This window comes from Agrobacterium vitis (genome assembly GCF_037039395.1).
Classification (GTDB): Bacteria; Pseudomonadota; Alphaproteobacteria; order Rhizobiales; family Rhizobiaceae; genus Allorhizobium; species Allorhizobium vitis_E.
This window is the reverse complement of record NZ_CP146244.1, coordinates 196847-223108: the sequence shown is the minus strand read 5'-3', so window position 1 is coordinate 223108 and position 26262 is coordinate 196847. Positions and strand designations below refer to the sequence as shown.

General features: G+C 58.0%; 23 protein-coding genes. 11 read left to right on the top strand and 12 right to left on the bottom strand.

From position 1 onward, the window contains the following. The first annotated feature begins 5 nt into the window (after window positions 1-5). The 4 genes from V6582_RS22435 (at window position 6) to V6582_RS22420 (ending at window position 6283) form a co-directional block, all read left to right on the top strand. Window positions 6-2126 carry a mechanosensitive ion channel family protein gene (locus V6582_RS22435; protein ID WP_156632216.1) on the top strand — a complete coding sequence of 707 codons (2121 nt, stop codon included), beginning with the start codon at window positions 6-8 and terminating at the stop codon, window positions 2124-2126. A 330-nt stretch (window positions 2127-2456) separates the two neighbouring features. Further along, on the top strand, window positions 2457-3446 hold the full coding sequence (locus V6582_RS22430; RefSeq protein WP_156632265.1) for an iron ABC transporter substrate-binding protein: 990 nt from the start codon (window positions 2457-2459) through the stop codon (window positions 3444-3446). Window positions 3447-3698: 252 nt separating this feature from the next. Further along, window positions 3699-5240 (top strand): ABC transporter permease, encoded by a 1542-nt coding sequence (locus V6582_RS22425; protein WP_337739281.1) that lies wholly within the window; start codon window positions 3699-3701, stop codon window positions 5238-5240. Then, entirely contained in the window at window positions 5237-6283 is a 1047-nt protein-coding gene (locus V6582_RS22420) for an ABC transporter ATP-binding protein (RefSeq protein ID WP_156632215.1), read from the top strand. Before V6582_RS22425 ends, V6582_RS22420 begins: the two co-directional genes overlap by 4 nt. A 124-nt stretch (window positions 6284-6407) precedes the next feature. On the opposite strand, the gene V6582_RS22415 is transcribed toward V6582_RS22420, so the two are convergent. Beyond that, a complete protein-coding gene (locus V6582_RS22415; protein WP_156632214.1) occupies window positions 6408-9272 on the bottom strand; it encodes a DNA translocase FtsK in 2865 nt (954 codons plus the stop codon). 411 nt (window positions 9273-9683) lie between these two features. Here V6582_RS22415 and V6582_RS22410 point away from each other — a divergent pair, with 411 nt between their 5' ends. Continuing rightward, window positions 9684-10679 carry an MDR family oxidoreductase gene (locus tag V6582_RS22410; protein ID WP_156632213.1) on the top strand — a complete coding sequence of 332 codons (996 nt, stop codon included), beginning with the start codon at window positions 9684-9686 and terminating at the stop codon, window positions 10677-10679. 58 nt (window positions 10680-10737) lie between these two features. Here V6582_RS22410 and V6582_RS22405 read toward each other — a convergent pair whose 3' ends face one another. From V6582_RS22405 to pcaD, 5 genes are read right to left on the bottom strand one after another with little or no spacing between them, the layout of a single operon-like run. Next, window positions 10738-11796, bottom strand: coding sequence for a 3-carboxy-cis,cis-muconate cycloisomerase (locus V6582_RS22405; protein ID WP_156632212.1), 1059 nt, complete (start codon window positions 11794-11796; stop codon window positions 10738-10740). A gap of 8 nt (window positions 11797-11804) precedes the next feature. Further along, window positions 11805-12422, bottom strand: a complete 618-nt coding sequence (gene pcaG / locus V6582_RS22400) for a protocatechuate 3,4-dioxygenase subunit alpha (RefSeq protein WP_156632211.1) — start codon at window positions 12420-12422, stop codon at window positions 11805-11807. A gap of 1 nt (window position 12423) precedes the next feature. Next, entirely contained in the window at window positions 12424-13164 is a 741-nt protein-coding gene (pcaH, locus tag V6582_RS22395) for a protocatechuate 3,4-dioxygenase subunit beta (protein ID WP_156632210.1), read from the bottom strand. Between the two features lie 45 nt (window positions 13165-13209). Further along, the gene (pcaC, locus tag V6582_RS22390; protein WP_156632209.1) at window positions 13210-13620 is read right to left on the bottom strand and encodes a 4-carboxymuconolactone decarboxylase; all 411 of its coding nucleotides are present in this window, start codon (window positions 13618-13620) and stop codon (window positions 13210-13212) included. 42 nt (window positions 13621-13662) lie between these two features. Then, window positions 13663-14454 carry a 3-oxoadipate enol-lactonase gene (gene pcaD / locus V6582_RS22385; protein ID WP_156632208.1) on the bottom strand — a complete coding sequence of 264 codons (792 nt, stop codon included), beginning with the start codon at window positions 14452-14454 and terminating at the stop codon, window positions 13663-13665. A gap of 92 nt (window positions 14455-14546) precedes the next feature. On the opposite strand from pcaD, the gene pcaQ reads away from it, so the two are divergent. After that, on the top strand, window positions 14547-15467 hold the full coding sequence (gene pcaQ / locus V6582_RS22380) for a pca operon transcription factor PcaQ (RefSeq protein WP_156632207.1): 921 nt from the start codon (window positions 14547-14549) through the stop codon (window positions 15465-15467). A gap of 8 nt (window positions 15468-15475) precedes the next feature. Here the strand turns inward: pcaQ and pobA are convergent, their stop codons facing one another. After that, window positions 15476-16648: a 4-hydroxybenzoate 3-monooxygenase gene (gene pobA, locus V6582_RS22375; RefSeq protein WP_156632206.1), complete on the bottom strand. Its 1173-nt coding sequence runs from the start codon at window positions 16646-16648 to the stop codon at window positions 15476-15478. Between the two features lie 116 nt (window positions 16649-16764). On the opposite strand from pobA, the gene V6582_RS22370 reads away from it, so the two are divergent. Beyond that, window positions 16765-17691: a helix-turn-helix domain-containing protein gene (locus tag V6582_RS22370; RefSeq protein WP_156632205.1), complete on the top strand. Its 927-nt coding sequence runs from the start codon at window positions 16765-16767 to the stop codon at window positions 17689-17691. Here V6582_RS22370 and V6582_RS22365 read toward each other — a convergent pair. Continuing rightward, complete coding sequence (locus tag V6582_RS22365; RefSeq protein WP_156632204.1) at window positions 17666-18421, bottom strand: IclR family transcriptional regulator; 756 nt, start codon at window positions 18419-18421, stop codon at window positions 17666-17668. The two genes, V6582_RS22370 and V6582_RS22365, sit on opposite strands and share 26 nt — an antisense overlap. A 152-nt stretch (window positions 18422-18573) precedes the next feature. Here V6582_RS22365 and V6582_RS22360 point away from each other — a divergent pair, with 152 nt between their 5' ends. The 4 genes from V6582_RS22360 (at window position 18574) to V6582_RS22345 (ending at window position 22641) form a co-directional block, all read left to right on the top strand. After that, window positions 18574-19281 carry a 3-oxoacid CoA-transferase subunit A gene (locus V6582_RS22360; protein WP_156632203.1) on the top strand — a complete coding sequence of 236 codons (708 nt, stop codon included), beginning with the start codon at window positions 18574-18576 and terminating at the stop codon, window positions 19279-19281. Then, complete coding sequence (locus V6582_RS22355; RefSeq protein ID WP_156632202.1) at window positions 19278-19967, top strand: CoA transferase subunit B; 690 nt, start codon at window positions 19278-19280, stop codon at window positions 19965-19967. The genes V6582_RS22360 and V6582_RS22355 overlap by 4 nt, the downstream gene beginning before the upstream one ends. A 10-nt stretch (window positions 19968-19977) precedes the next feature. Then, window positions 19978-21183, top strand: coding sequence for a 3-oxoadipyl-CoA thiolase (pcaF, locus tag V6582_RS22350; protein WP_156632201.1), 1206 nt, complete (start codon window positions 19978-19980; stop codon window positions 21181-21183). A gap of 396 nt (window positions 21184-21579) precedes the next feature. Next, complete coding sequence (locus tag V6582_RS22345; RefSeq protein ID WP_156632200.1) at window positions 21580-22641, top strand: DUF475 domain-containing protein; 1062 nt, start codon at window positions 21580-21582, stop codon at window positions 22639-22641. 125 nt (window positions 22642-22766) lie between these two features. Here V6582_RS22345 and V6582_RS22340 read toward each other — a convergent pair whose 3' ends face one another. The 4 genes from V6582_RS22340 to V6582_RS22325 all read right to left on the bottom strand — a co-directional run bounded on the left by V6582_RS22340 (window position 22767) and on the right by V6582_RS22325 (window position 26199). Then, window positions 22767-22934: a hypothetical protein gene (locus tag V6582_RS22340; RefSeq protein WP_087729627.1), complete on the bottom strand. Its 168-nt coding sequence runs from the start codon at window positions 22932-22934 to the stop codon at window positions 22767-22769. 289 nt (window positions 22935-23223) lie between these two features. Then, the gene (locus tag V6582_RS22335; protein ID WP_156632199.1) at window positions 23224-24741 is read right to left on the bottom strand and encodes a tripartite tricarboxylate transporter permease; all 1518 of its coding nucleotides are present in this window, start codon (window positions 24739-24741) and stop codon (window positions 23224-23226) included. 22 nt (window positions 24742-24763) lie between these two features. Further along, the gene (locus tag V6582_RS22330) at window positions 24764-25258 is read right to left on the bottom strand and encodes a tripartite tricarboxylate transporter TctB family protein (RefSeq protein WP_070148536.1); all 495 of its coding nucleotides are present in this window, start codon (window positions 25256-25258) and stop codon (window positions 24764-24766) included. Then, window positions 25255-26199 (bottom strand): Bug family tripartite tricarboxylate transporter substrate binding protein, encoded by a 945-nt coding sequence (locus tag V6582_RS22325; RefSeq protein ID WP_156632198.1) that lies wholly within the window; start codon window positions 26197-26199, stop codon window positions 25255-25257. The genes V6582_RS22330 and V6582_RS22325 overlap by 4 nt, the downstream gene beginning before the upstream one ends. Between the last annotated feature and the right edge of the window lie 63 nt (window positions 26200-26262).

The following is a 26262-nucleotide window of genomic DNA, read 5'->3' as shown; positions in this document are numbered from 1 at the left end:
AAGAGATGAAACAGTTTATCGCAAGGTGCCGGCATACCGGCCTGATCATTGCAATTCTCCTCCTCTCAAGCCTTTCCAGCGGGATAACGTCACGGGTTGCCGCACAGGACAGCACCAAGGTTCCGGCCAAGGTCTCTGTGGAGCAGAACAATGCGGCCCCCCAGCAATCGCTATCCAGTTCCGCCAGCATGGAAGCGGACATGATGACGGCTGCTTACGGGGAAGTGGTAAATGCGCTTCGGCGTGGCGGGACCGTCGCCTTGACAGGACTGCAAAGCTTGCCGACGGCATTCAGCAACAGCATGCAATCCTTGCATGAAGAGCAAACCGGCATGAAGGAACTCAGCCTGACGGCCGCAGGCGCCATAATTGCCGGGCTTGCGACATCCGCCGTATTTTTGCTGGCCTTCGGGCGGCTCATGCCACGTCTTCGGCCGGATCGTGGGCCACTTGCCAAGGCTTTATTGGCAGTCCTGCGGCTCGCCGGAGATCTGCTTGCGGTTGTCATCTTCGTGGTTCTGGCGCGCAACGGCGCCCATATGGGCCTGGTCTCCGGTTCATTTGGGAAAGAAGTCACCTTCGGCTTCATTCATATTGCCATGACGACAGCGATCTTTGCCAGTTTCGGACGCCTGCTCTTCGCCAGGATCAATGGTTCCGAACCGTTGTTCGATATTGCCGACCCCTCCTGGCATCTGAAAATGATGGTGGGCTTCGGCTTTCTGTCAGGCTTTACCCATAGCAGCCTTAATCTGGCCGATGCACGGGGGCTTGCCCCGATGGCGGTGGATGGCTGGCTGTTCCTCAGTTCCACCATCGTCACCGCCTATCTGCTGGTCTGGTTCATCGTCGGACGGCGCGACATCGCCAACTCTCATTCCAGCCATGTCAGCGGATGGCAGCGGATTACCGGTAATCTGATCGCCAATTTCTACATCGTCTCCGCCATTCTCATATGGCTCCTCGGTCTTCTGGTCGCCGGTACAGCTCAGAACGTCCTCTGGGTGCGCGTGTCCGGCATCAGCCAGATATTGTTCATCCTTATTCCTATCCTGCATCGCGGCGTGTCCGGCCTGTTTCAATATCTGGCGACACGACGGGAAGCCATCTTTGGTCCGGGCCTGCACTCGGTCCTGCTCTGGGCCTTGCGTATTCCGTTTTCCGGCGCGATCTGGCTGATTGGAATTCACATCACCGTCATCCTGTGGCAACCGCTTCTGGCCAATGCGGGGGTGGATGCCTCCTATTGGCTGAACCATCTGCAACAATTTGGCATTACTATCGTCTGCAGTGCCTTTGTCTGCGGCTTCCTCTGGAAGTTTTTTGACACCATTTCACCGGTCAATACCGTCAAACTGCCGGGTCACGAGGATGATGGCGAACAGAAAACCACCAGCCGATTGTCAACAGTTCTGCCTGTCGTGCGCAATCTGGTCATGGGGGCCGTGGCGGCGGTCGCGTTTCTCGTCATTCTGACCTCGCTCGGCGTGAACGTGGCACCGCTTCTCGCGGGCTTCGGCGTGCTTGGCCTGGCCGTATCATTCGGCTCGCAAGCCCTCGTCAAGGATGTCGTTTCCGGCATCTTCTTCCTGGCGGAAGATGCCTTCCGGATCGACGAATATATCGATGTCGGCAAGCTCCAAGGTACTGTCGAGCAGATTTCCCTGCGCTCCGTTCGTTTGCGCCACCACAATGGCCCTGTGCATACAGTGCCTTTCGGCCAAATCGCCGCCGTTACCAATTACAGTCGCGATTGGGGCACGATTAAATTCGAACTGCGCTTCGACCGCGACGCCGATCTGGAAATGATCCGCAAGACGGCCAAGAAAGTCGGTCTGTCCTTGTTGGAAGAACCGGAATTCGCGGGTGATTTTCTCATTCCTCTGAAGATGCAGGGCATTCAGGAGGTCAACGAAAACTCCATGGTCATCCGCTTTAAGTTCACTTGCCGACCCGGCAATCCCAGCCTGATCAAACGCGAAGGCATCAAGCGCCTGCTCGCCGCCTTCAAGGCCGCAGGGCTCAATCTCGCCTCCAATGCCGTGGTCGTGCGCTCCGATGGCACGGCGATAAACGATGCCGCAGCGGCCTCGACCCTAGCCGCCAAGGCCGCCAACGCGCCGTGATAGGCTCTCGGATTTAGCCTCTCCAATCCACACTTGCCTTCTCCGTGGTACAATTCATCGTGATCAGAAACGCCTGGCGGATTGCGCCCATAACGCGATGGCGAGCGATAAAGGGCATCAAGCCCGTCATTTCCGTTGCCTTCGGCATGCCCAACTGTCGTTTTGGGCATCGGATACAGCTAAACCGTTCAACAGCCACAGGCGTCCCAACCAAGAGTAACTTGACTTCAATACTCAGCTTACCTAACCAAGGTCCAGATTTGTGACTTCCTTCTGCCCTTCGACAAGGAGACTGACTTGAAAATCTCTCGTATTTCTGGCCTGAGCGCGATGGCTGTTCTTTCCGTCCTCTTCACCACGACCGCAATCACGTCGGCTTTCGCCGCCGATGGCGACGGCATCGTGGTGTATAATGCCCAGCACGAAAGCCTGGGCCGGGAATGGGTCGAAGCCTTTACCAAACAGACCGGCATCAAGGTCACGATGCGCCAGGGCAGCGACATGCAGTTTGCCAATCAGCTCTTGCAGGAAGGCGAAGCCTCACCCGCCGATGTGTTTCTGACGGAAAATTCGCCAGCCATGACGCTGGTCGATCAAGCTGGCCTGTTTGCGCCTATTGATGCCGATACGCTGGCGCAGGTGCCGGAAGAGTTTCGTCCCGCCAATGGCCAATGGATCGGCATTGCCGCCCGCTCCACGGTGTTTGCCTATGACAAGACCAAGCTCAGCGAAGACAAGCTGCCAAAATCCCTGCTCGATCTGGCCGATCCGGCGTGGAAAGGCCGTTGGGCAGCTTCGCCGGCTGGCGCGGATTTCCAGGCCATCGTCAGCGCCCTTCTGGAGCTGAAGGGTGAGGACGCGACCGCCAAGTGGCTCAAGGCATTGAAGGAAAATGCCACTTTCTACAAGGGCAATAGCGTCGCCATGAAGGCTGTGAACGCCGGTGAAGTCGAAGGTGCTGTCATCTATCATTATTACTGGTTCGGCGATCAGGCAAAGACCGCAGAAAACAGCGGCAACGTCGCGCTGCATTATTTCAAGCATCAGGACCCCGGCGCCTTTCTGAGCATTTCCGGCGGCGGCATCATCAAGTCCACGCAACATATGAAGGATGCGCAGGCCTTCTTGAAATTCATGACCAGCAAGGAAGGCCAGGCGATCCTGAAAACCGGCACGTCCTATGAATATGCCGTGGGCAAGGGCGCGGAGTCGAATGCCAAGCTGGTGCCGATCAAGGATCTGGACGCACCGAAGGTCGAGCCGACCAAGCTGAACAGCAAGAAAGTTACTGAAATGATGACGGCTGCCGGGATTCTCTAATACAGCTAATCTCTAAAGCGGTCTGCATGCGTTACGGCACCCGGCCCGGCCGGTTGCCAAGGCGTCGCGGTCAATTCGAAACTATTGTCTTTCCCTCAAGAAAGGCTTAGGGCAATCGCCAATCGGCGATTGCCTTTTTTAGAGCCATTTTGGCTTTTCCAGACACCGCCCATATCGATATTGCCATAACAAGAAGATCGAATACCGTTGTTGCAGGACAATAGGCAAACAGCGCCCAAAGCGCAGATAAAGATAACGGCAGGGCGCCCGCACCGGCCCGCCGGGCATATCGGTCTGCTGGCCATTGCCGGCCTCGTCGCGGCCTTCAGCCTTGTGCCGCTCGGTTTTATCGCCTGGGTAACGGTCGATGTCGGCTGGGAGACGGTGAAAACCCTGGTCTTTCGTGGCCGTGTCGGCGACCTGCTGATCAATACGGTCCTGCTGGAAGCAACAACCATCCCCATTACCGTCGTGCTTGCCGTGGCCCTCGCCTGGCTGATCGAGCGGACACGCCTGCCCTGGGCCGGGCTTTGGTCCTGGCTGATGGTGACGCCGCTTGCTGTTCCGGCGTTCGTGCACAGCTATGCCTGGATCGGCATTGCCCCCGGCATGCACGGGCTGTGGAGCGCTGTTCTAATTTCCGTGCTTGCCTATTTCCCGTTCCTCTACTTGCCTGTTGCCGCCTCTCTTCGCCGGCTCGATCCGGCCATAGAGGACGCCGCTGCCTCGCTCGGTCTTGGGCCGTGGCAAGTCTTCTTCCGCGTGGTCTTGCCGCAACTGCGTCTCGCCATTCTGGGTGGTGCGTTGCTGGTGGCGCTGCATCTGTTGTCCGAGTACGGCCTGTTCGTGATGATCCGGTTCGACACTTTTGCAACCGCCATCGTCGACCAGTTTCAGTCTGCCTATAACAGCCCCGCCGCCAATATGCTAAGCGGCGTTCTGGTGTTCTGCTGCCTGCTGCTCTTGGGTCTTGACGGCATTTTGCGCGGCAGCGAGCGCTATGCGCGCGTTGGCTCTGGCGCCATTCGGCCGTCTCTGCGCCATGGCTTGGGCGGATTTGTCGTTCCAGCCCTGTTGGTGCTGCTAACGGTGACGGTGCTGGCGCTTGGCGTGCCTGTCTATACGCTGCTGCGGTGGCTCTATATCGGCGGTTTGCAGGCCTGGCAAAATGACATGGTTTGGACCGCCTTTGTCGAAACCATCGTGCTCGCAGTCACCGGCGGCATCCTCTCGATGCTGGCCGCAGCGCCGATGGCCTGGTTGTCGGTGCGCGCGCCCGGACGCCTGCAAAAGGTGCTGGAAGCCTGCCATTATTATGTCGGCTCTCTGCCCGGCGTCGTCGTGGCGCTGGCGCTGGTAACCATCACTGTGAGGGTAGCGCTGCCTTTCTACCAGACATTCGCAACGCTGATCGCTGCCTATATCCTGCTTTTCCTGCCGCGTGCCATGGTTGGTTTGCGCTCCAGCATTTCGCAGGCTCCGGTGGAACTGGAAAGGGCCGCCATGAGCCTTGGCAAAAGCCCGACCCAGGCGGTCTGGCTGACAACCATGCGGCTGGCCGCACCCGGTGCCGCCGCCAGTATCGCGCTGGTTGCCATGGGCATCACCAATGAACTGACCGCAACGCTGATGCTGGCCCCAAATGGGGTCGACACGCTTGCCACCAAATTCTGGTCGCTGACCAGCGAAATCGACTATGTGGCAGCGGCTCCCTTCGCCTTGATGATGGTCGTTCTCTCCCTGCCCCTTACCCTGCTTTTGCAGTCGCAATCCAAACGCACGGCTGGCCAATGACCTTTCTCGATATTCAATCCGTCAGCAAACACTATGGTCATGTACAGGCGTTGAACGATGTCTCGCTGGCTATTCCCGCTGGCAGCCGCACCGCCATCGTCGGCCCTTCCGGCTCGGGGAAAACCACGCTTTTGCGGTTGATCGCCGGCTTCGAAATGCCGGATTCGGGCCGGATCACCCTTGGCGGTGCGCTTCAGGCCGAGCCGGGCTTCATACAGCCAGCCCATAAGCGCGGCATCGGCATCGTTTCTCAGGACGGCGCGCTGTTTCCTCATCTGAGTGTGGCCGACAATATCGGCTTCGGATTTGAACGCGGGTTGAAGAACCGCATTGAGCGGATCAGGAATTTGGCCGAAATGGTCGAGCTCGATCCGACCATGCTCGCCCGGCGTCCCCATCAACTCTCAGGCGGGCAGCAGCAACGGGTGGCACTGGCGCGCGCCCTTGGCCGTCAACCGCGACTGATGTTGCTGGATGAACCGTTTTCCGCACTGGACACGGGCTTGAGGGAAACCATGCGTAAGGCAGTGTCAAAACTGCTTGCAGCAGCCGGGATCACCACCATTCTCGTCACCCACGACCAGACAGAGGCACTGTCTTTCGCTGACCAGCTTGCTGTATTGCGTGATGGTAAGCTGGTGCAAGCTGGCGCACCCAGAGCGCTTTACGAGCGACCGATCGACCGCCAAACCGCCCTTTTCCTGGGCGAAGCCATCGTTCTTCCCGCGACATTTGCGGCCGGGAAAGCCAATTGCGCGCTCGGAACGGTACCGGTTGAAGGCGTTAGCACCAGCAATGGCGACATCATGCTGCGCCCGGAGCAGATCTGCATCAAACAGGCAAAGACAGATGCAAGCAGACCCGTGCGGATACTGGATGTCGAATTTTCAGGCGCAAGTGGAACTGTAACCTTGCAATTGCAGGGCAACGATGTGGCAGCGCCGACGCTTTCCGTGAGGATGTCGCGCCTTGATCTGCCGATGCCGGGCGATCTGGCTCACTTGACCGTTATCGGCAGCGCCCACGTCCTGCCGCCAGAATAATCCGTTCACAATAGCCGTTAAAACGCAAAACGCCGTACCTCTGTGAGAGGCTCGGCGTTGGTGTTTATTCTGCGCCTCATTATCTCCATCATCAGGAATGGCGCGTCATCATCAGTCTCTCAAGTCAATCGACGTCATCAAAACCTATGCCGTTCCCGACTGGATCGGATGAAGAACCGGCAATGATTTCCCGCTTGCCGACATGGTTTGCCGGACCGACCAGACCTTCTCGCTCCATCCGTTCCACCAGTGAAGCGGCGCGGTTATAGCCGATCGACAGGCGACGCTGGATGTAGGACGTCGAGCATTTCTGATCTCTCAGCACCACCTTGACGGCCTTTTCATAGACCTCGTCACTCTCTTCGCTGCTACCGCCAACCGGGGCGCGGTCGTAGGTCTCTTCAACGGCAGGCGCACTGGCCATGGGTTCGCCGCCATCTTCCTCGGTCACCGTGCCGAGATATTCAGGACGGCCCTGCGTCTTCAGATGTGCCACGACTTGCTCGACTTCGGCATCCGAGACAAACGGACCGTGGACACGGCAAACCCGGCCACCGCCAACCATGTGCAGCATATCACCTTGGCCCAGCAGATGTTCCGCACCCTGCTCGCCCAGAATAGTGCGGCTGTCGATCTTGGATGTCACCTGGAAGGAAATCCGGGTCGGGAAATTCGCCTTGATCGTGCCGGTGATGACATCGACGGACGGCCTCTGGGTCGCCATGATCAGATGAATGCCCGCCGCACGCGCCATCTGCGCCAAACGCTGGATTGCGCCTTCGATTTCCTTGCCCGCCACCATCATCAGGTCGGCCATTTCGTCAACAATAATGACGATATAGGGCATATGCGACATGTCGAGATCCTGATCCTCATAGAGGATCTCGCCTGAATGACGATCAAATCCGACCTGGACGCTGACGGTAATCACCTCGTTCTTCTCGCGAGCCTGGGCAGCACGGGCGTTATAACCATCGATATTGCGCACACCGAGCCGCGACATTTTGCGATAGCGGTCTTCCATTTCGCGAACCGCCCATTTCAACGCCATGACGGCCTTTTTCGGGTCGGTCACGACGGGGGTCAGCAGATGAGGAATGCCGTCATAGACAGACAGTTCCAGCATTTTTGGATCGACCATGATCAACCGGCATTCCTCCGGCTTCAGCCGGTAAAGCAACGACAGGATCATCGTGTTGATGGCCACCGATTTGCCTGACCCCGTCGTGCCTGCCACCAGAAGATGCGGCATCTTGGCGAGTTCAGCGATAACCGGTTCGCCGCCAATCGATTTACCGAGGCAAAGCGCCAGCTTGAACCGGCTTTCCCAATAATCCTCGCATTCGATCAGTTCGCGCAGATAAACGGTTTCTCGCACAGCATTGGGCAATTCGATGCCGATGACATTGCGACCGGGTACGACGGCAACACGGGCCGAGAGCGCCGACATCGAGCGGGCGATATCGTCGGCAAGGCCGATGATCCGCGACGATTTAATGCCGGGTGCCGGTTCGAATTCATACAGCGTCACGACAGGACCGGGGCGCACGTCAATGACCTCGCCGCGAATGCCGAAATCCTCCAGCACGCTTTCCAGCAAACCGGCGCTCTGCTCCAGCGCTTCCGGCAACATCGCCTCGGCGCGAGCAGCCGGCGGCTCCTGCAACAGGCTGATCGACGGGAAAACGAAATCGCCATCGAACGGGTGATGACGGTTCATTTCCAGGCCGCCAATGGCACGATTGGCCCTGATGGTTTCCGAAATGGGACGCGTAATCGCCACCGGCGCCAAAACGATCGGTTGAGCTTCGACAAAAGAAAGGTCTGGAACGACGTCCACAGGCTGAGCAGGCTCTTCCCAAGGGGCAAGATCGGCAGGAGCCGCTTCCGATACGTCAGCGACAATTTCAGGCTCTGCAGCGAGCTCGACAACCGGTTCAACCACTGGCGCAGGCGGAACGGGCTGCTCAGCATTCTCTTCGACAATGATGGTGGGAGCAGGCACGGAAATGGCCTGTTCCGCGCCATGGCGCACCCGGATTTCGCGATAAAGCGCAGCCACCGAACCGCTAACCGGCTCTGACACGGGCGTGACCGCAGGAATGGGCGTCCATACCGGCGCCAAAGCGACCCTTGGAGCCTCGACCTCAACGGGCAGATCAAAGGGATCGGCGAGCATTTCGAAAAATGCGAAATCGGACACCGACAGCTGCGCTGTAGCGACAACAGGCGCCGCCTGCGCCTCGCCCGCTGAATTTTCCTCAGCAGCGGCCACCGACAGGCCCTCATTGCGCAGGTTCAACTCGATATTCTCTGCCATGCGCATGGATGCCGCCGCCTGACGCAAACGCAGCGCCTCAGGCAATTGCGGCAGTTCCGCACCGATAGATTCGATTCTCTGTGAGCTCGGCAAGGACCGCACCAGCGTCTCCGGCGAAAATTGCGGGGCGATAACAATCTGCGGCACTTGAACAACCTCAGCCTGGGCAGACAACTGATCCTGAACAGGTTCAGCCACTGACACCTCGGCAACGGGCTGTGGTGGACGCGCATTGACCGGCCTTGGTGGAGGCGCACGGCGTGGGACGATGAGCGGGCTGCCCGTCTTCGGCAATCCGAAAAAGCTCGTGTTCTGCGCTGCGGAATCAGGAGCAATCGATGCAGGCATAGCCGTGGTCGACGCCAGATCGGGGGAAACGGAGGCCACAGGGGTGGATACGCGAGCCTGATCGACAGCCTTCTGCAAGGCGGCGACAACTGCTGCCTGCTCGGCTGCGGCCTCAGCTTCCCGGCGCTTGTTGATGGCGGCTTCCGGTGTGCGGGTAAAGCGCACATTCGGCCCCAAGACGAAGGCCGATTGCCAAGGCTCCAGCGGCCCGTTCGGACCGGATTGTCGGCCCTGATCGGATGAAGACACCGCGCCAGACTGCGGATCGTCATGACCGGACTGATCGGAAGAACGGGGACTATTCTGTGTTGGAACGCGCATGATGCCTAACAGTTCATTTGGAATGGCTCTTGTCCCCTATAGAAGTAAAAAATAAAGGTTAATCACTCCTTTCCAAGCCGCATCATAACTGCGCAAAGCCTTGCGAAACCCCGCGTATAACCCATTGTTTTTCAATGCGTGACTGGAAGAGCACAGATCAAAGCCAGCCCTCACCGCCTTGAAAACAGGGAATAATCGCAGCCGGAAATTCTTTCGCCTCGGTTGGGCCTTCGCACCCTTTTTATTCGTCCAGCCGGGAGCAAAGCGATGGACCCCATCCCATTCTTCATCGTTCTCGAAGGAATGTCGCTGGTTTCCTCATTCATGCCCCCACCAGCTTAGACGAATCGACAGTAGCCAGGCCGAACGGGACATGGCAGATTCCACGGCACTGATAGCGAGGAGACAATCATGACCGAACCATTCACCGCAATCGTCATCGATACCGTCAACGGCAAGCCAAAAGGTGTCTTTCGGCAATTGACGCTGGCGGATCTGGCCGATCACGACGTGCTGGTGGAAGTTGCCTATTCGACCTTGAACTATAAGGACGGATTGGCCTTTACGGGCGCCGGTCGGATTGCCCGGCGCACGCCTATCATCGCCGGGGCCGATCTTGCCGGAACGGTGGTGGACTCGCGCTCGCCGGACTGGAAGCCCGGTGACCGCGTGGTCGTTAACGGGTTCGGCATGACCGAGACGGAAGGCGGCGGCTATAGCCGATACCAGCGCGTCAAGCCGGAATGGCTGCTGCGGCTGCCTGAAGGCTTCTCCTTGCAGGAAGCAATGGCCATCGGCACAGCCGGCTATACCGCCGCCCTCGCCGTTTTGGCCCTTGAGGATTGGGGGGTAATCCAGCCGGGGAATGATGAGGTTCTGGTGACGGGGGCTGGCGGCGGCCTTGGCTCCATGGCCGTCAGCCTTTTGGCTTCGCGGGGCTATCAGGTAACGGCATCCACTGGCAGGCCTGAAACCCATGATTACCTGAAAGCGCTTGGGGCCAGCCAATTCGTTGATCGTGCCGAGTTGGCGCAAAAGGCCGGTGCCTTGCAAAAAGAACGTTGGACCGGCGCCATCGATAGCGTTGGTTCAACCACACTCGCCAATGTCATCGCCCAAACCGTCTATAATGGTGCCGTTGCAGCCTGCGGACTGGCTGGCGGTGCCGACCTGCCTGCAACCGTCATGCCATTCATCCTGCGTGGGGTGGCCCTGCTTGGCATCGATTCCGTCATGACGCCGATGGCAAAGCGCATTCGCGCCTGGGAGTTTCTCGACCAGCACCTCAACCGCGACCACCTGACAACCATGACGACTGTCGAGCCGATGTCCAATTTACCCGCACTGGCAGAGGCCATCCTGGCTGGGAAAACCCGTGGCCGGGTGGTGATCGATGTGACGAGATAGTCATTTTCAATGACCCTTCGTATTCGGCAATCGGCAGACTTCGCTTGTCCGCCTGATATCAGGCCGATTTACCAAGCCGGGCGATAGAACCGATTAATAGCAATCCGGTTTTTGTGGCGGCCCCCGTCGCCACAACCATCTGCGGCAGCAGCAACCATTCCAAGGCCCAGGCAGCGCCGGAGCGCTCCTGTTCATGGACAAGGCTTTGATGCAGACCAGCAATCTGTACGGCATTGAAACGGGCGAGCGTCACCAGCGTTTCCGCCCCAACCGGGTTTTGCTTATGCGGCATGGCCGAGGAGCCGCCACCGCCGGTCAATTGAATTTCACCGCCCATTTCCGCCAGAAGCGCCACGTCCTGGCCGAATTTGCCAATGCTGCCGGAGATCAGTGAAAGAAGATCGGCAAACGCGACGATCCGGTCACGCTGGCTATGCCATTGCGGCGCATCCTGAAGTCCAAGCAGGTCAGCCAGTCTGGCGCGCACCGCAGGACCTTTGTCGCCGAGCTTTTCCAATGTTCCGGCCGCACCGCCAAATTGCAGGGCAAAACCATCGCCAAGCAGAGCCTGTAGGCGAGAGCGGTGCCGTTGCAAAGGTCCAATCCAGGCTGCGATCCGGTCTGAAACCGTAATCGGGATCGCCGCCTGCATGCGCGTATGGCCCATCAGAGCATTCTGCCCAAAAGCGGCGTCCATCTGCTCAAACCCGGCGATCAATGCCGCCAACCGCTCGTCGAGGAGTCCCGCCGCCGTCTTCAGACGCAGCACGAGGCTGGTATCGATGACATCCTGGCTGGTAGCGCCGAAATGTAATTTTGCAGCGCTTGCACCGCCGATGGCTTTGCGCATCTGGCCGACCAATTCGGGAATGACCACGCCATCGCGTGCCGTGGCCGTTTTCAAGGCATCGAGATCCACTTCGAAACGGGCGAGGCCCGCCTGGATCGCCGTGGCATCTCCCGCCTCGATCACCCCGGCCTCCCCTTGAGCCTTGGCCAGCGCCGCCTCAAAGGACAACATGGCGGCAATATCCGCCTGCCCGGCAAACAAGGCCGCAAAAGCCTCATCGCCAAACAGGCCGGAGAGGAAGGGGTGTTCAAATGGGGAAATGCTCATGATGCCAATCAGATATCGAAGAAGACAGTTTCGTTTTCGCCTTGCAGGTGAATATCGAACACGTAATCATTGCCCTGCTTTTTGGCAATCAATGTCGGAATACGCACCTTGTGCTCGATACGCGCCAGAAGCGGATCTGCGGCATTGGCCGCCTCTTCTTCCGGAAAATACATGCGTGTCTGCAAGCCAATATTAATTCCGCGCGCCACGACCCAGAAGGTCACATGCGGTGCCATCCACCGGCCTCCGGCAAAGGGAACCTTGCCCGGCTTGATGGTGTGAAAGACGAATTCACCGGTTGACATATCGCCTGGACAACGAGCCCAACCGAGGAAATTCGGGTCCGCTTTGCCGCCGGTTTCGGATGGGCTGTTGTAAAGCCCATCGCTATCGGCCTGCCAGATTTCGATCAGCGCGTCTTTCAGCGCATTCCCGCCACCATCATAAACGAAACCGCGAATGGTGATGCGTTCACCACGGGTTTTGTCGTTATAAAGCGGACCAGAACCGAGATCTTCCTTGAAGATCCCCTCAATGCCGCAGAAGTTCGGTGTGCAACCGATATGAACATAGGGACCAGCCGTCTGCGAGGGCGATTCCTTCAGGTAACCGAGTGGCTGTACCATATCAGTTGCCCTCCTTGCGATTTTCAAACAGTGTCGAGCGGCGTCCGCGCAGGACGATATCGAATTTATAGGCGCGCATGTCCATCGGGATGGCCGCATTCATATCCAGCGGCGCCACCAGGCGTTTGATCGCCTCTTCATCCGGAATGGTTTTGACGATCGGACACAGCCAGATCATCGGATCACCTTCGAAATACATCTGGGTGATGAGGCGCTGGGCAAAGCCGTGGCCGAAAATGGAAAAATGAATATGCGCCGGGCGCCAGTCATTGACGCCGTTCGGCCAGGGATAGGCACCGGGCTTGATGGTCTTGAACCAGTAATAGCCGTTCTCGTCGGTGATGGTACGACCTACCCCGCCGAAGTTCGGATCGAGCGCTGCCAGATAGGTTTCCTTCTTGTGGCGATAACGCCCACCGGCATTGGCCTGCCAGAATTCAACCAAAGCGCCGTTTACGCCGACCCCACGCTCGTCCAGCACCCGACCATGCACCAGAATGCGCTGGCCAATCGCCATTTCGCCTGGTTTTGCATAGTTTAGGATCAGATCATTATCGGTATCGTTCAACAGTCCGTGTCCGAAGACCGGACCGGTAATTTCGCTCTTCGTGCCTTCAAGCGAAATCAGCGCCCGCTGCGGCGAACGCAGCACACTGGTCTTGTACCAGGGGGCATAGGCCGGCGGATGCATATCCCGGTCACGGGCAAAAAACGGCCCGGTTTCCGGCAGGGAATTCTTCATGTCTTTCCTCCTCAAGTTTCTCCGTTGCAGCCTTCCTGATGCCGGTTAGGCTGAGGCTGCATCGGCATCCATCTGCGCGTAAACGCCCTTGGCAATCTTGAACGCATGGTTTGCGGCTGGAACGCCCGCATAGATCGCCACATGCATCAGCGCCTCGCGTATATCCTCGCGGGTTGCCCCGGTATTGACCGTGGCGCGAATGTGCATCGCCACTTCCTCATCCTGGCCAAGGGCGGCCAGCAGCGCGATGGTCACCATCGAACGCTCACGTTTCGTCCACTGCTCACTCGACCACACGGTTCCCCAGGCACTTTCCGTAATCAGCGTCTGGAAGGGCTGATCGAAGGCGGTGGCCGCCGCTGTTGCCCGATCCACATGGGCGTCACCAAGCACGGAACGCCTGGTTTTCATACCGCGCCGATGCGCGTCTGATGCTGTATCTGCTTTATCCGTCATGTCCGCTCTGTCTCCGCGACGATCTCGTCTTTTGTTTTTAGGTCAGGCCAAGTCATCCAAAAACGGCAGCAAGGCCGCCACATAGGCGTCCGGTTGCTCAAGGCATGGAATATGGCCTGCCTCAGCCACGACTGAGAACCGGCTACCGGCAATCAACTCCGCCAGCGATTGCACCAGGGCTGGCGGGGTCGAGCCATCCTGGTCGCCAACGACACATAGCGTCGGAACGGCGATAGCCGATGCCTGCTCCGTGAAATCGGCATCGCGCAACGCAGCGCAAGTGCCGCAATAGCCTTCTGCTGACTGGCGCAGCAACATGGTGCAGCAGCCTGCATAGAGCGAATTATCCGTCGTGCGGAACGGTGGCGTGAACCACCTCTCCATGATCGGCTCAAGCAAGGCTCCGATGCCGTTGTTTTGAATTGTCGCAATGCGGGTATTCCACATTTCGGCAGAACCGATCTTATGGGCGGTATTGCTGAGAATAAGCGCCCGCACCAGATCGGGTCGACTGGCGTAAAGGCCCTGGGCAATCAGACCTCCGACGGAAAGCCCGACGACAATCACCTGTTTTAACGAAAGATGGTCCAGTATTGCAGCCATGTCATCGACATGTGTCGCCATCGAATAGGGAGGATTTCCGAGATCCGACAGGCCATGACCGCGCTTGTCATGCAGCACGAAGGCGTAACGATCCTGGAGCCGTTCGATCACCTCGTCCCAGATCCGGAAATCCGTGCCGAGTGAATTGGCAAACGCAATCACCGGCTTGCCACTCTCCAGGCCAATCGTGCGGTAATGGATAACCGCATCCGTCGTCTTTAGAAATTTCATCACTTATCCTCCGAACTCGATCTTGCGACAGCCAATCGGTTAAGTAAAATGACATTATCGCCACCAATGATAACCTGTAGGTTATGGGAAATATGATCGATCAGCGCATCAAGTTTCGTCATCTTCAAACCTTTGTCGAGGTTGCGCGGCAAAAAAGCGTGGTGAAATCCGCCAATCTGCTGCATGTCAGCCAACCTGCGGTGACCAAAACGGTACGCGAGCTGGAAGAGATATTGGGCGTCAGCCTGTTTGAGCGCGAAGGGCGCGGCATTCGCATCACGCGCTATGGTGAGGTCTTTCTGCGCCATGCGGGCGCAACCCTGACCGCCCTGCGCCATGCGGTCGATTCTGTTTCGCAGGAAGCGGCCAAGGCCGGACCGCCAGTGCGGGTCGGCGCGTTGCCAACCGTCGCAACCCGCATCATGCCCCAGGCCATGACGGCGTTCCTCACGGAAAACTCCAGAAGCCCGATCAAGATCGTCACCGGCGACAATTCGGTCCTGCTCGAACAATTGCGGATTGGGGAGCTGGATCTCGTGGTAGGCCGGCTGGCGGCGCCGGAGAAAATGGCAGGATTTTCCTTTGAGCATCTCTATTCGGAACCTGTGGTTTTCGTCGTCCGGTCGGGCCATCCATTGCTGACGGGCGAAAGTGCTCCGTTTGAGCGGATGCGTGAATTTCCGGTACTGATGCCGACCCGCAACTCGATCATCCGTCCCTTGGTTGATTATTTCCTGATCGCCAACGGCGTAGCCACCCTCCCCAACCAGATCGAAACGGTTTCCGATTCCTTCGGCCGTGCCTTTCTAAAAATCAGCGACGCCGTCTGGGTGATTTCCGAGGGTGTTGTGGCGGGCGACATAGCAGAAGGAACGATTTGCGCCCTTCCGATAGACTGTTCCCCGACGCGTGGCCCGGTCGGATTGACCATCCGCGCCGACGCCATGGCGACGCTGCCGCAATCACTGCTCATGCAAGCAATCCGCGATGCGGCAGCAGCCATTATGCCTTAACGGCTTGCTCAGTACGGCAGGCCGACATAGTTTTCAGCCAATGACGTAGACGCGGCACGCGAATGAACGAGATAATCCAACTCAGCTTCCTGAATGCGCTGTCCGAAATCGCCGGTATCGGGAAAACGGTGCATCATGGTCGTCATCCACCAGGAAAACCGCACGGCCTTCCAGACGCGGGCCAGCGCCCGTACCGAATATTCATCAATCCCGGCGCTGGATTTATCGCTGTAGAATTCAATCAGGCCTTCGCTGAGATAATGGATGTCACTGGCAGCGAGATTAAGCCCCTTGGCACCGGTCGGCGGCACGATATGGGCGGCATCACCGGCCAGGAACAGTCGGCCGAACCGCATGGGTTCGGTGACGAAAGAGCGTAGCGGCGCAATCGATTTTTCGAAGGATGGCCCAGTCACCATGGCTTCGGCATGTTCTGCCGGAAGGCGACGGCGCAACTCATCCCAGAACCGGTCGTCGCTCCAGTCTTCAACCTTGTCTTCCAGCGGGCATTGCACATAGTAGCGGCTACGGGTGTTGGACCGCATGGAACACAGCGCAAAGCCACGCGGATGGTTGGCATAAATCAGTTCATGGGCCACAGGTGGCACCTCGGCCATCACACCCAGCCAGCCGAAAGGATAGATCCGCTCGAATTCCTTGATGGCGCCCTGGGGAACGGATTTGCGGCTGACGCCATGGAATCCGTCACATCCGGCGATGAAATCGCAATCGATCCGGTGGCTGACACCGTCTTTCTCATAGGTGACATAGGGGCTTTCGCCTGAGAAATCATGCGGCTCGACATTGACGGCATCATAAATGGTCAAGGCACCGGCTGCATCGCGCTGGTCCATCAGATCGCGGGTCACTTCGGTCTGACCATAGACCATAACCCGGTCGCCGCCGGTCAAATTGAAGAGATCGATGCGGTGATCACGCCCATCGAATGCCAGCGAAAAACCGTCATGCGGCAGGCCTTCGCGGTGGAGGCGATCAGCAGCACCGGCCTTTTCCAGCATGCCTACCATGCCTTGTTCCAGCACGCCGGCGCGAACGCGACCAAGAATATAGTCGCGGCCGACGCGGTCGATAATGACGGTCTCTATGCCCTTGCGATGCAGCAATTGCCCCAGCAACAAGCCAGAGGGGCCTGAGCCAATAATGACGACTTGAGTACGCATGATATCCTCCCGAATTTGCTCCTGATCAAGAAATTGACCGTTTCGTCCCTTCAGCTCAATGGACTTTTCAATCCAAAACTTGCACTATCCGACCATGATTGAAGGATGCTGCGACCATGGCTGCCATACCGACTTACAAGCTATATGGCGAAAAAACCGAGGTTTCCGGTGAGTTTTTGCTGCATTGCGAAACACTTTTTTCGCGCAGCAGCCTGTATCGCTTCGAAATCGACCTCCACCGCCATGAGAATTTTCTGCAAATTCTGTACATTTCCGAGGGCCAGGGAGATGCGACGCTGGACGCAGAGGTGATTGGCATCACCCCACCTGCCGCCATCATCGTTCCACCGCTGTTTAGCCATGGATTTCGGTTTTCGCGCGCAATCAAGGGCATGATCATCACCGTTCTGCCAGCAGCCCTGCCGCTTGCTGTTCGAACCAGCCTGAAACAGGCCTTGCCCCTGCCTCGTTATATGCCTTTGGAAGGCGAGCCATGTGCAATCGAAATCGGTCAGTTGATGGAAAGGATTGCCGAGGAATATGCTGGTGCAAAACCGGGCCGTAACGGATTGCTCGAGGCCTATCTTGCGACTGTCGTGCTTCTGCTGGCAAGGCAGGCCGCGCCGGACGCCTCTCCAGACAGGTTGACTCTGACGGCCAATGACCGGCGGATGGAAAAGCTTAACGCACTGATTGCCGCCCATTTTCGCAGCCACAAGACCGCGGCCTTCTATGCGCGGGAAATGGGCCTTTCACCCACCCATCTGAACAGGCTTGCCAAGGCGGGGACCGGCGCAACCCTGCAACAATTGATCGCTCGTAAACAGCTGGAAATCGCCCAACAGGAGTTGATCTTCAGCCAAACCAGTATTCAGGCTATCGCGCTCAACCACGGCTTTACCGATCCCGCCTATTTTACCCGTTTTTTCACCCGGGAAACCGGCCTGACACCACGGGCCTGGCGCCTCGCGGAACGGCAAAAACTTCAAAACCTCAGCGACCGCGCGCAGGCGGAAATCAGCGCAGCAACGGCTTCAGAATAGCTTGTGTCGCCAGCAGCGCCGGAAGGTAGCGCTCAGCCATTTCCGATGCGGGGATAAGAGCGGCCGGCGCGCCGATATTGATAGCCGCCGCCATCTGGCCCCGGCTGTCATACACCGGTACGGCAATAGAACACAGGCCGATTTCCAGTTCCTGATCGATGATTGCATAGCCTTGGCGCCGCACATCAGCAATTTCGGCCATGAGTTCTTCCGGATCGGTTCGGGTAAAGGCCGTATTGGCCTTCAACACCGATGCCGCCAGAACGTCCCTGATCTCGGCATCACTCAATCCAGCCAGCAAAACCCGCCCCATGGAGGCGGAATAGGCTGGCAACCGGCTGCCCGGCATCAGGTTTATTGACATGACACGCCGTTGTGAGGCGCGGGCGATGTAGACAATCTCCGTCCCGTCGAGAACGCAAGCAGACGCGCTCTGTCCAACTTTTTCACTGAGCTGATCGAGATGCGGCTGTAGAATGGCAGGCAACGGGGTCGCCGAGAGCCAGGCGTGGCCGAGCCGCAGGATCTTTGGCGTCAGGGAGAAGAACTTGCCGTCATAATCGGCATAGCCCAGTTGAGAAAGCGTCAGCAAACATCGTCGGGCCGTGGCTCGATCCAGGCCCGACAGCCTTGCTGCTTCCGCAATGGATAGGCGTGGCGCTGCCTCTTCGAAAGCCTCGATGATCTTCAGGCCCTTGGCAAACCCGCCCATGATATCCGTTTCGCGCATCATGCTCTCCTCAATCGCAACAGGTTTGTGCGATATTCGAACAAATGTCAATTATCGCACAAACTGGTTGCGAGGTCATCGGTCCGGCCTTATCTTTCAGCTCGGAGGCGCGCCTGGTTTTCACCTGGCGCAATCGCAAACGGGAGAATCCCATGGATAAGACAATCGCCAGCGCGGCAGACGCCGTTGCCGGTATCAATGACGGCGCCACAGTAATGATTGGCGGCTTTGGCGGCTCCGGCGCGCCTATCGAACTCATTCACGCCCTGATCGACAAAGGGCCAAAGAACCTGACGGTCATCAACAATAATGCAGGCAATGGCCGGATCGGTATCGCTGCAATGATCGATGCGGGCATGGTCAGGAAGATGATCTGCTCCTTTCCGCGTTCTTCCGATCCACGGGCCTTCAACGAACGCTATCTGGCTGGCGAAATTGAGCTGGAACTGGTGCCGCAAGGCACGCTGGCCGAGCGCATTCGCGCCGGCGGCGCTGGCATCCCTGCCTTTTACACCCCCACTGGCTATGGCACCGAACTGGCAGAGGGCAAGGTGATTACCGAATTCGACGGGCGGCATTATGTGCAAGAACGCTGGCTGAAGGCGGATTTCGCCATCGTCAAAGCCGATCTTGGCGATTTGCTTGGCAACCTCACCTACAAAAAGGCTGGCCGCAATTTCAATCCTCTGATGTGTATGGCCGCCACAAAATCCATTGCGCAGGTCTCAAGAATTGTTGCCCCCGGTGAGATTGATCCCGAAATTATCATAACCCCCGGCATTTTCATCGATGGCGTCGTTGAGATCGCCAATCCACAACAGGAAGAAGCGCTGATCCGCGCGGGAGTGGCCTATTCATGAGTATCAACACCCGCGAAGACATCAAGCTTTCCAACGCCCAGATCGCCTGGCGCGCAGCCCAGGACATTGCCGACGGTGCCTATGTCAATCTCGGCATCGGCTTTCCCGAAATGGTGGCGCAATATCAGCCGCCGGGCCGTCAGGCGATTTTTCACACGGAAAACGGCATTCTGAATTTTGGCGAAGCGCCGCCGGAAGGCGAGGAAGACTGGGACCTGATCAACGCCGGCAAAAAGGCGGTCACGCTGAAACCGGGCGCTGCGTTTTTCCACCATGCCGATAGCTTTGCCATGGTGCGTGGCGGCCATCTGGATGTCGCCATTCTCGGCGCCTATCAGGTCGCACAAAATGGCGATCTCGCCAATTGGCGGGTCGGGAGCAAGGGCGTGCCTGCCGTGGGCGGCGCCATGGATCTGGTGCATGGCGCAAAACAGGTTTTCGTCATCACCGAACATGTCAGCAAAAAGGGCGAGTTCAAGCTTTTGGACAAATGCACCTTCCCGTTGACCGGCGTCGGCTGCATTACCCGTGTCTATACCAGCCATGCCGTGATCGATATCACCAAGGGCCATTTCGTGGTGCGCGAGATGCTCGCCGCCATGACGCTGGACGAATTGCAGGCAATGACCGGCGCAAAGCTGCACGTAGATGGGCCGATCGCCGATCTCACTGTACCCGCGCTTTGAGGACCCCCAAATGACCGAAGCTTTTATCTGCGATTATATCCGCACTCCCATCGGTAGGTTTGGTGGAGCGCTTTCCTCCGTTCGTGCCGATGACCTCGGCGCGGTGCCGCTCAAGGCCCTGCTTGCCAAACACACGAGCCTGGACTGGGAAGCGGTCGATGACGTGATCTTCGGCTGCGCCAACCAGGCCGGTGAAGACAACCGCAACGTGGCGCGCATGTCGCTGCTGCTGGCAGGCCTGCCAGTCTCGGTAACCGGCACGACCATCAACCGGCTGTGCGGTTCTGGCATGGATGCCGTGATCGCGGCAGCCCGCGCCGTTAAATCCCGCGAGTCAGAATTGATGATTGCCGGTGGCGTCGAAAGCATGAGCCGGGCGCCATTCGTGATGCCAAAGGCAGAGACGGCCTTTTCCCGCAATGCTGAAATCTATGACACGACCATCGGCTGGCGTTTCGTCAATCCGTTGATGAAAAAGCAATATGGCGTCGATTCCATGCCGGAAACCGGCGAAAATGTTGCGGAAGATTACAAGATTTCCCGCCAAGACCAGGATGCTTTTGCGGTCAGAAGCCAGAACAATGCATCGCAAGCGCAGGCCAATGGCCGCTTAGGCCAAGAAATCACCCCGGTGACCATTCCCCAGCGCAAAGGCGACCCGGTGATCGTCGATAAGGACGAGCACCCCCGCGCCACCACGATTGAAACCCTGGCAAAGCTCGGAACGCCTTTCAAGAAGGAAGGCGGCACGGTAACCGCAGGCAATGCGTCCGGCGTCAATGATGGGGCCGCCGCTCTGATTATCGCCTCCGAGGCTGCCGCACGCAAATATGGTCTGACGCCGATTGCCCGCATTCTGGGTGGTGCTACTGCCGGTGTGCCGCCCCGGGTGATGGGCATTGGCCCTGCCCCCGCCAGCCAGAAGCTGCTGGATCGGCTCGGCCTGACCCAGGACCAGCTGGATGTAATCGAGTTGAACGAGGCCTTCGCCTCTCAAGGACTGGCAACCCTTCGCCAGCTCGGCATCGCCGATGACGATCCGCGCGTCAACCGCAATGGTGGAGCCATTGCCCTCGGCCATCCGCTCGGCATGTCCGGCGCACGCATTACCGGCACGGCGGCACTGGAATTGTCGCTCAGCGGCGGACGCTACTCGCTGTCTACCATGTGCATTGGCGTCGGCCAGGGCATCGCAGTGGCGCTGGAGCGGGTATAATCCGATTTCAAACCGGTAAGACGACAGATGAAGGTGGAGGATGCTTTCTCCACCTTTTTCGTCTTTAGCGCCGTTTCCTCAGACGTTACGAATGCCTATCTGTGCGATGGTTGTTTGCATTTACACAACAGCACTTGACCTTGCTCGCATGGCTGGTAGTTAACATATGCTGCCGCATAGCCAGACATCGGTCTTTGCGGAGTGAACTTATGGTGCCGGGCCCCTCTGGCGAGAGTTTACGGCGCTCTCGTGATGTCGGTACCGCCAGCAATCATGGCCGGCGGATTATAATGTAATGACAATTCCATTCACGTGTTTTTCGCGCGATCGTTTCGGCATGTCCGACGGTCGTTCGCGTGCCACCCCGCTTTTCCCTCGCGTTTTGGAGGTGCGGGCATGAGCACGGCAACCCCTTCCAATTCCGTTCTCAGCTATTTCAAATGGGCCTTCATCGTCACCATTGCAGGTCTTGCACTCGGTGCCTGGCTCGGCTGGAACATGACAGGCACGCTTGGCGGCATGGCCAGTGTGTTCTTCATCTGCACCGTCCTTGCCGTTCTGGAAATCTCGCTTTCCTTCGACAACGCCATTGTCAACGCAAACAAGCTGAAGGAAATGACCCCCGTCTGGCAGCAACGCTTCCTGACCTGGGGTATCCTGATCGCCGTCTTCGGCATGCGAATCATTTTTCCACTGGCAATCGTCGCCATCGCGGCCCAGATCGGTCCAATCGAAGCCCTGAAACTGGCCGCTGCCGAACCGGCGGAATATGCGCGGATCATGAATGAAGCGCATTTGCCGATTGCCGCTTTCGGCGGCACATTCCTGATGATGGTTGGTCTCAACTACTTTTTCGATCAGGAAAAAGACGTTCATTGGATCGCCTTTATCGAAAAGCATATGGCGCGATACGCAAGCATCAAGGGCATTGAAGTTGCCTTCGTCCTGGTGCTGATCCTGCTGTTTTCGTCTTTCCTGGAGGGAGCGGAAGCAATTACCTTCCTTTACAGCGCCATCTATGGCCTGTTGACCTTCCTCGCCGTCGAATTGGTCGGCGGTCTCCTTGATGCCTCCCAGCAAACGATGAGTGCTGCGGCCAAGGGTGGCTTGGGCGCCTTCATCTATCTCGAAGTGCTCGACGCCAGCTTCTCCTTCGACGGTGTGATTGGCGCGTTTGCGCTCACCCAAAACCTGTTCGTAATCGCCATCGGCCTTGGTATCGGTGCCATGTATGTTCGCTCGATGACGATCATGCTGGTCGAAAAAGGCACACTCGCGGAATACCGTTACCTGGAACATGGCGCCTTCTACGCGATCCTGATCCTCTCGGTGATCATGTATTGTCAGACGCTGGTGCATATTCCCGAAGTGATTACCGGCCTCGGCGGTGCGGCACTGATCGGCATCTCTCTCTGGTCGTCTATCCGTTACAACAAACGCGAACACCAGAAGGCGTAAAAAGCCTGCGGCGGCACCGGGCTCCTTTGTGGCGCCGTGTGCTGCACGGACAAGAGCGTCTTGCCAAACAAAAAGCCCGCCAGTTTGCACAACTGGCGGGCTTTTACATGCGGATATGAAAAAATTCAGTCAGCGCGCTTGATATTGCGGAAGCTTAGGGGATCGATGCCCAGAAGACGCAGGTCGCGGTCACGCGGCTGGCGATGCCCATCTACAGCCGCGGCAGCTGCGGTTGCTGCACCGAACACGGCGATGGCACGACCGATAAAGCCTTTACGGGGGAGGGAAGCCATTTTCGTTCTCTTTCCTTGTTAAATCTTACAGAGCAAAGATGAGCCTTCCATTAGCTGGTTTCAATGCACATAAACGCACTGTAGCCATGCAACCTAAACAAGTCGGGCTGTTCCCCTATTGAGCTTTGCGGATCTATCAATTGGCGCGGCTTTTTAAGCCGAAGTGAGCCAAACACAGCTCATTTCAAGAGAAATTTGCAGATAAGTCGTGTGAATAAAACAGAACAGCCCCCTGCGCCATTCTGGCGCAGGGGGCTGTTCACTGTTAATTTTCAACTCCGGCTGAAACTCAATCTTCATTGGCTGCAAGCTGGGACAGGACCTGCCCGCGCCCGCGAATCCTCATGATCAGCGGAATGAAGAAGGCAGCGGCGGCAACGAGGAACAGACCAACGGCAATCGGAGATGTGAACAGCACCGTGAAATCCCCCTGCCCTATCGCCAGCGCCCGGCGCAATTGCTGCTCAGCAAGCGGACCAAGAATGAGGCCGATGACCGCAGGCGCGATCGGATAACCGAAGATGCGCATGACATATCCGAGAATTCCGAAGGCCAGTAGCATGCCAAGTTCGAACACCGAGGGATTGGCGCCAATCGTGCCAAGCGTGGCAAACAGCAGGATGCCAGCGTAAAGCCAGGGCTTCGGGATGGTCAGCAGCTTTACGCAGAGACCGATCAACGGCAGGTTCAAAACCAGCAACATGAAATTGGCAATCAACAGGCTGGCAATCAGGCCCCAGACCAGTTGCGGATTGGTGGCAAACAGCAAGGGGCCAGGTTGAAGGCCGAACTGCTGGAAGCCGGCCAGCATGATGGCCGCCGTTGCCGTGGTCGGCAGGCCAAGCGTCAGCAGCGGCACCAGCGTTCCGGCTGCCGAAGCATTGTTGGCGGCTTCCGGACCGGCCACACCCTCGATGGCGCCATTGCCGAATTCCTCAGGATATTTCGTCAGCTTCTTTTCGGTAGCATAGGACAGGAAGGTGCCGATCTCGGCGCCGCCTGCCGGCATGGCCCCAATTGGAAACCCAATAGCTGTGCCGCGCAACCAAGGCTTCCAGGACCGTGACCAATCCTGCGCACTCATCCACACAGAGCCTTTAACCGCCTCGATCTTGTCGGGGCCAAGATTGCCCTGGGCGACGATGTACAGGGTCTCGCCAATGGCGAACATGGCGACAGCCAGCGTCGTAACCTCGACACCGTCAAGAAGATCCGGCACGCCGAAACTCATCCGGGTCTGGCCCGTCAACTGGTCGATGCCGACAATAGCCAGTGTGAAACCGATGAAAAGCGAGGTCAGCCCCCGCAATGCCGAGTCACCAAACGCAGAGGACACAGTCACGAAGGCAAGCACCATCAGCGCAAAATATTCGCGCGGGCCAAACACCAGGGCAAGCTTGACGATGGTCGTGGCGACAAGTGCCAGAGCAATCGTGGCCAGAAGCCCGGCCACGAAAGAGCCGATGGCAGCCGTTGCCAAAGCGGGGCCGCCGCGCCCGGCCCGGGCCATCTTATTGCCCTCCAATGCCGTAACAATCGAAGCGCTTTCTCCAGGCGTATTGAGAAGGATCGACGTGGTCGATCCGCCATACATGCCGCCGTAATAAATTCCGGCAAACATGATAAGCGAGCCCGCAGGATCGAGCTGATAGGTCACGGGCAGCAGCAGCGCCACGGTCAGGGCCGGACCGATGCCCGGCAACACGCCAACGGCGGTGCCAAGCGTCACCCCGATCAAGGCATAGAACAGGTTCATGGGTTGCATTGCAACGACAAGACCCTGCATCAGGAATTCAAATGTACTCATGAAGGTAAGTCCCTGTCGGGTATCAGAAAAACAGATTTTCCAGCGGCCCGGCGGGCAGCGACAATTGCAACAGCCCTGCAAAGACCAGCCAGACCGCAAGGCTGAGCGCTATGCCTATCGGTATCGAGAACCACAATTTGCGTTTGCCGAAGGCCCTGGCCGTGGCAGCAAAAAGCAGGCCGGTCGCAATGGAGAAGCCCGCAACATCAAGCAGAAGCATCTGCGCGGCAAGACCACCCACGACCCATATCACCGGAGCGATTTCCTGTTTTTCACGCTCGGGAAATTCACCGCGCCATGCCTCGAACACGGTCCAGATCGCCAGTCCGATCAAACAGATCGCGATGGCATAGGGAACGGTCGCAGGGCCGACGGGGGAGTAGCCTGCCACAGCGCCTAGCCGGGCAGAGTCCCACAGAATAACACCGGCGATGGCAACCAGAAAAACCGCGATTGCAAGCGCCGCCCAATCGGGGCGGCGCTTCTCGTTGTTCAAGGGGGTCAAGCCACTGCTCATTTCACCAGACCGATATCTTTGAGGATCGCCGAAGTCGAGGCGACATCCTTGTCGAGCTGCGCATTGAAAGCATCGCCAGCCAGATAGGTATCCTGCCAGCCCTTGGTTTTCAGCACGTCTTTCCAGCCCTCGGACTTGGCCAGCTTATCAATATCGGACGAAACAGCCGCTTTCTGTTCTGCCGACAGCCCAGGAGCGGCAGCCACCATGCGCCAGTTTTCAACCACGACATCAAGACCGGATTCCTTCAATGTCGGCGCATCGATCCCGGCGATCCGCTCGGCGCTCGAAATGGCGATCAGGCGCAGCGTTCCCGATTTGACCTGGGATTCAAATTCGCCATAGCCTGAAATACCGGCCGTCACCTGCGCACCGAGAATAGCCGCCAATGCCTCGCCACCGCCGGAATAGGCGATATAGTTGATCTTGGTCGGATCGACCCCAGCGGCCTTGGCGATAAGGCCAACCGCAATATGATCGACACCGCCGGCAGAGCCGCCAGCCCAGGAAACCTTGGCCGGATCTGCCTTCAGCGCAGCAACCAGATCCGCAGCATTCTTGATCGGCGAGGAAGCAGGCACAACGACCGCCTCATATTCGCCGGTCAGGCGGGCAATCGGCGTTACATCCTTCAGCGTCACCGGCGCATTGTTGGTCAGGATTGCGCCCACCATGACATAGCCGCCGATGATCAGGGCGTTGGATTTTCCCTTTTGCTGACTAGCAAATTGCGCAAGACCGATGGTGCCGCCAGCACCGGGCACATTCTGAACCTGAACCCGCTTTGAGATACCTTCCTTTTGCAGGACGGTCTGGAGCGAGCGGGCCGTCTGGTCCCAGCCGCCGCCGGGATTGGCAGGTGCGATAATGGTGTAATCATTCGCAGCAGCCGGCAGCGCGATAGCTCCGGCCAGGATGGTTGCGAGAATGAACTGTTTCAAGATAATTTCCTCCTGCGAGTGCGCCTCGATGCGCAGTGTTCGTCAATGCCGAAGGAAGAGTAT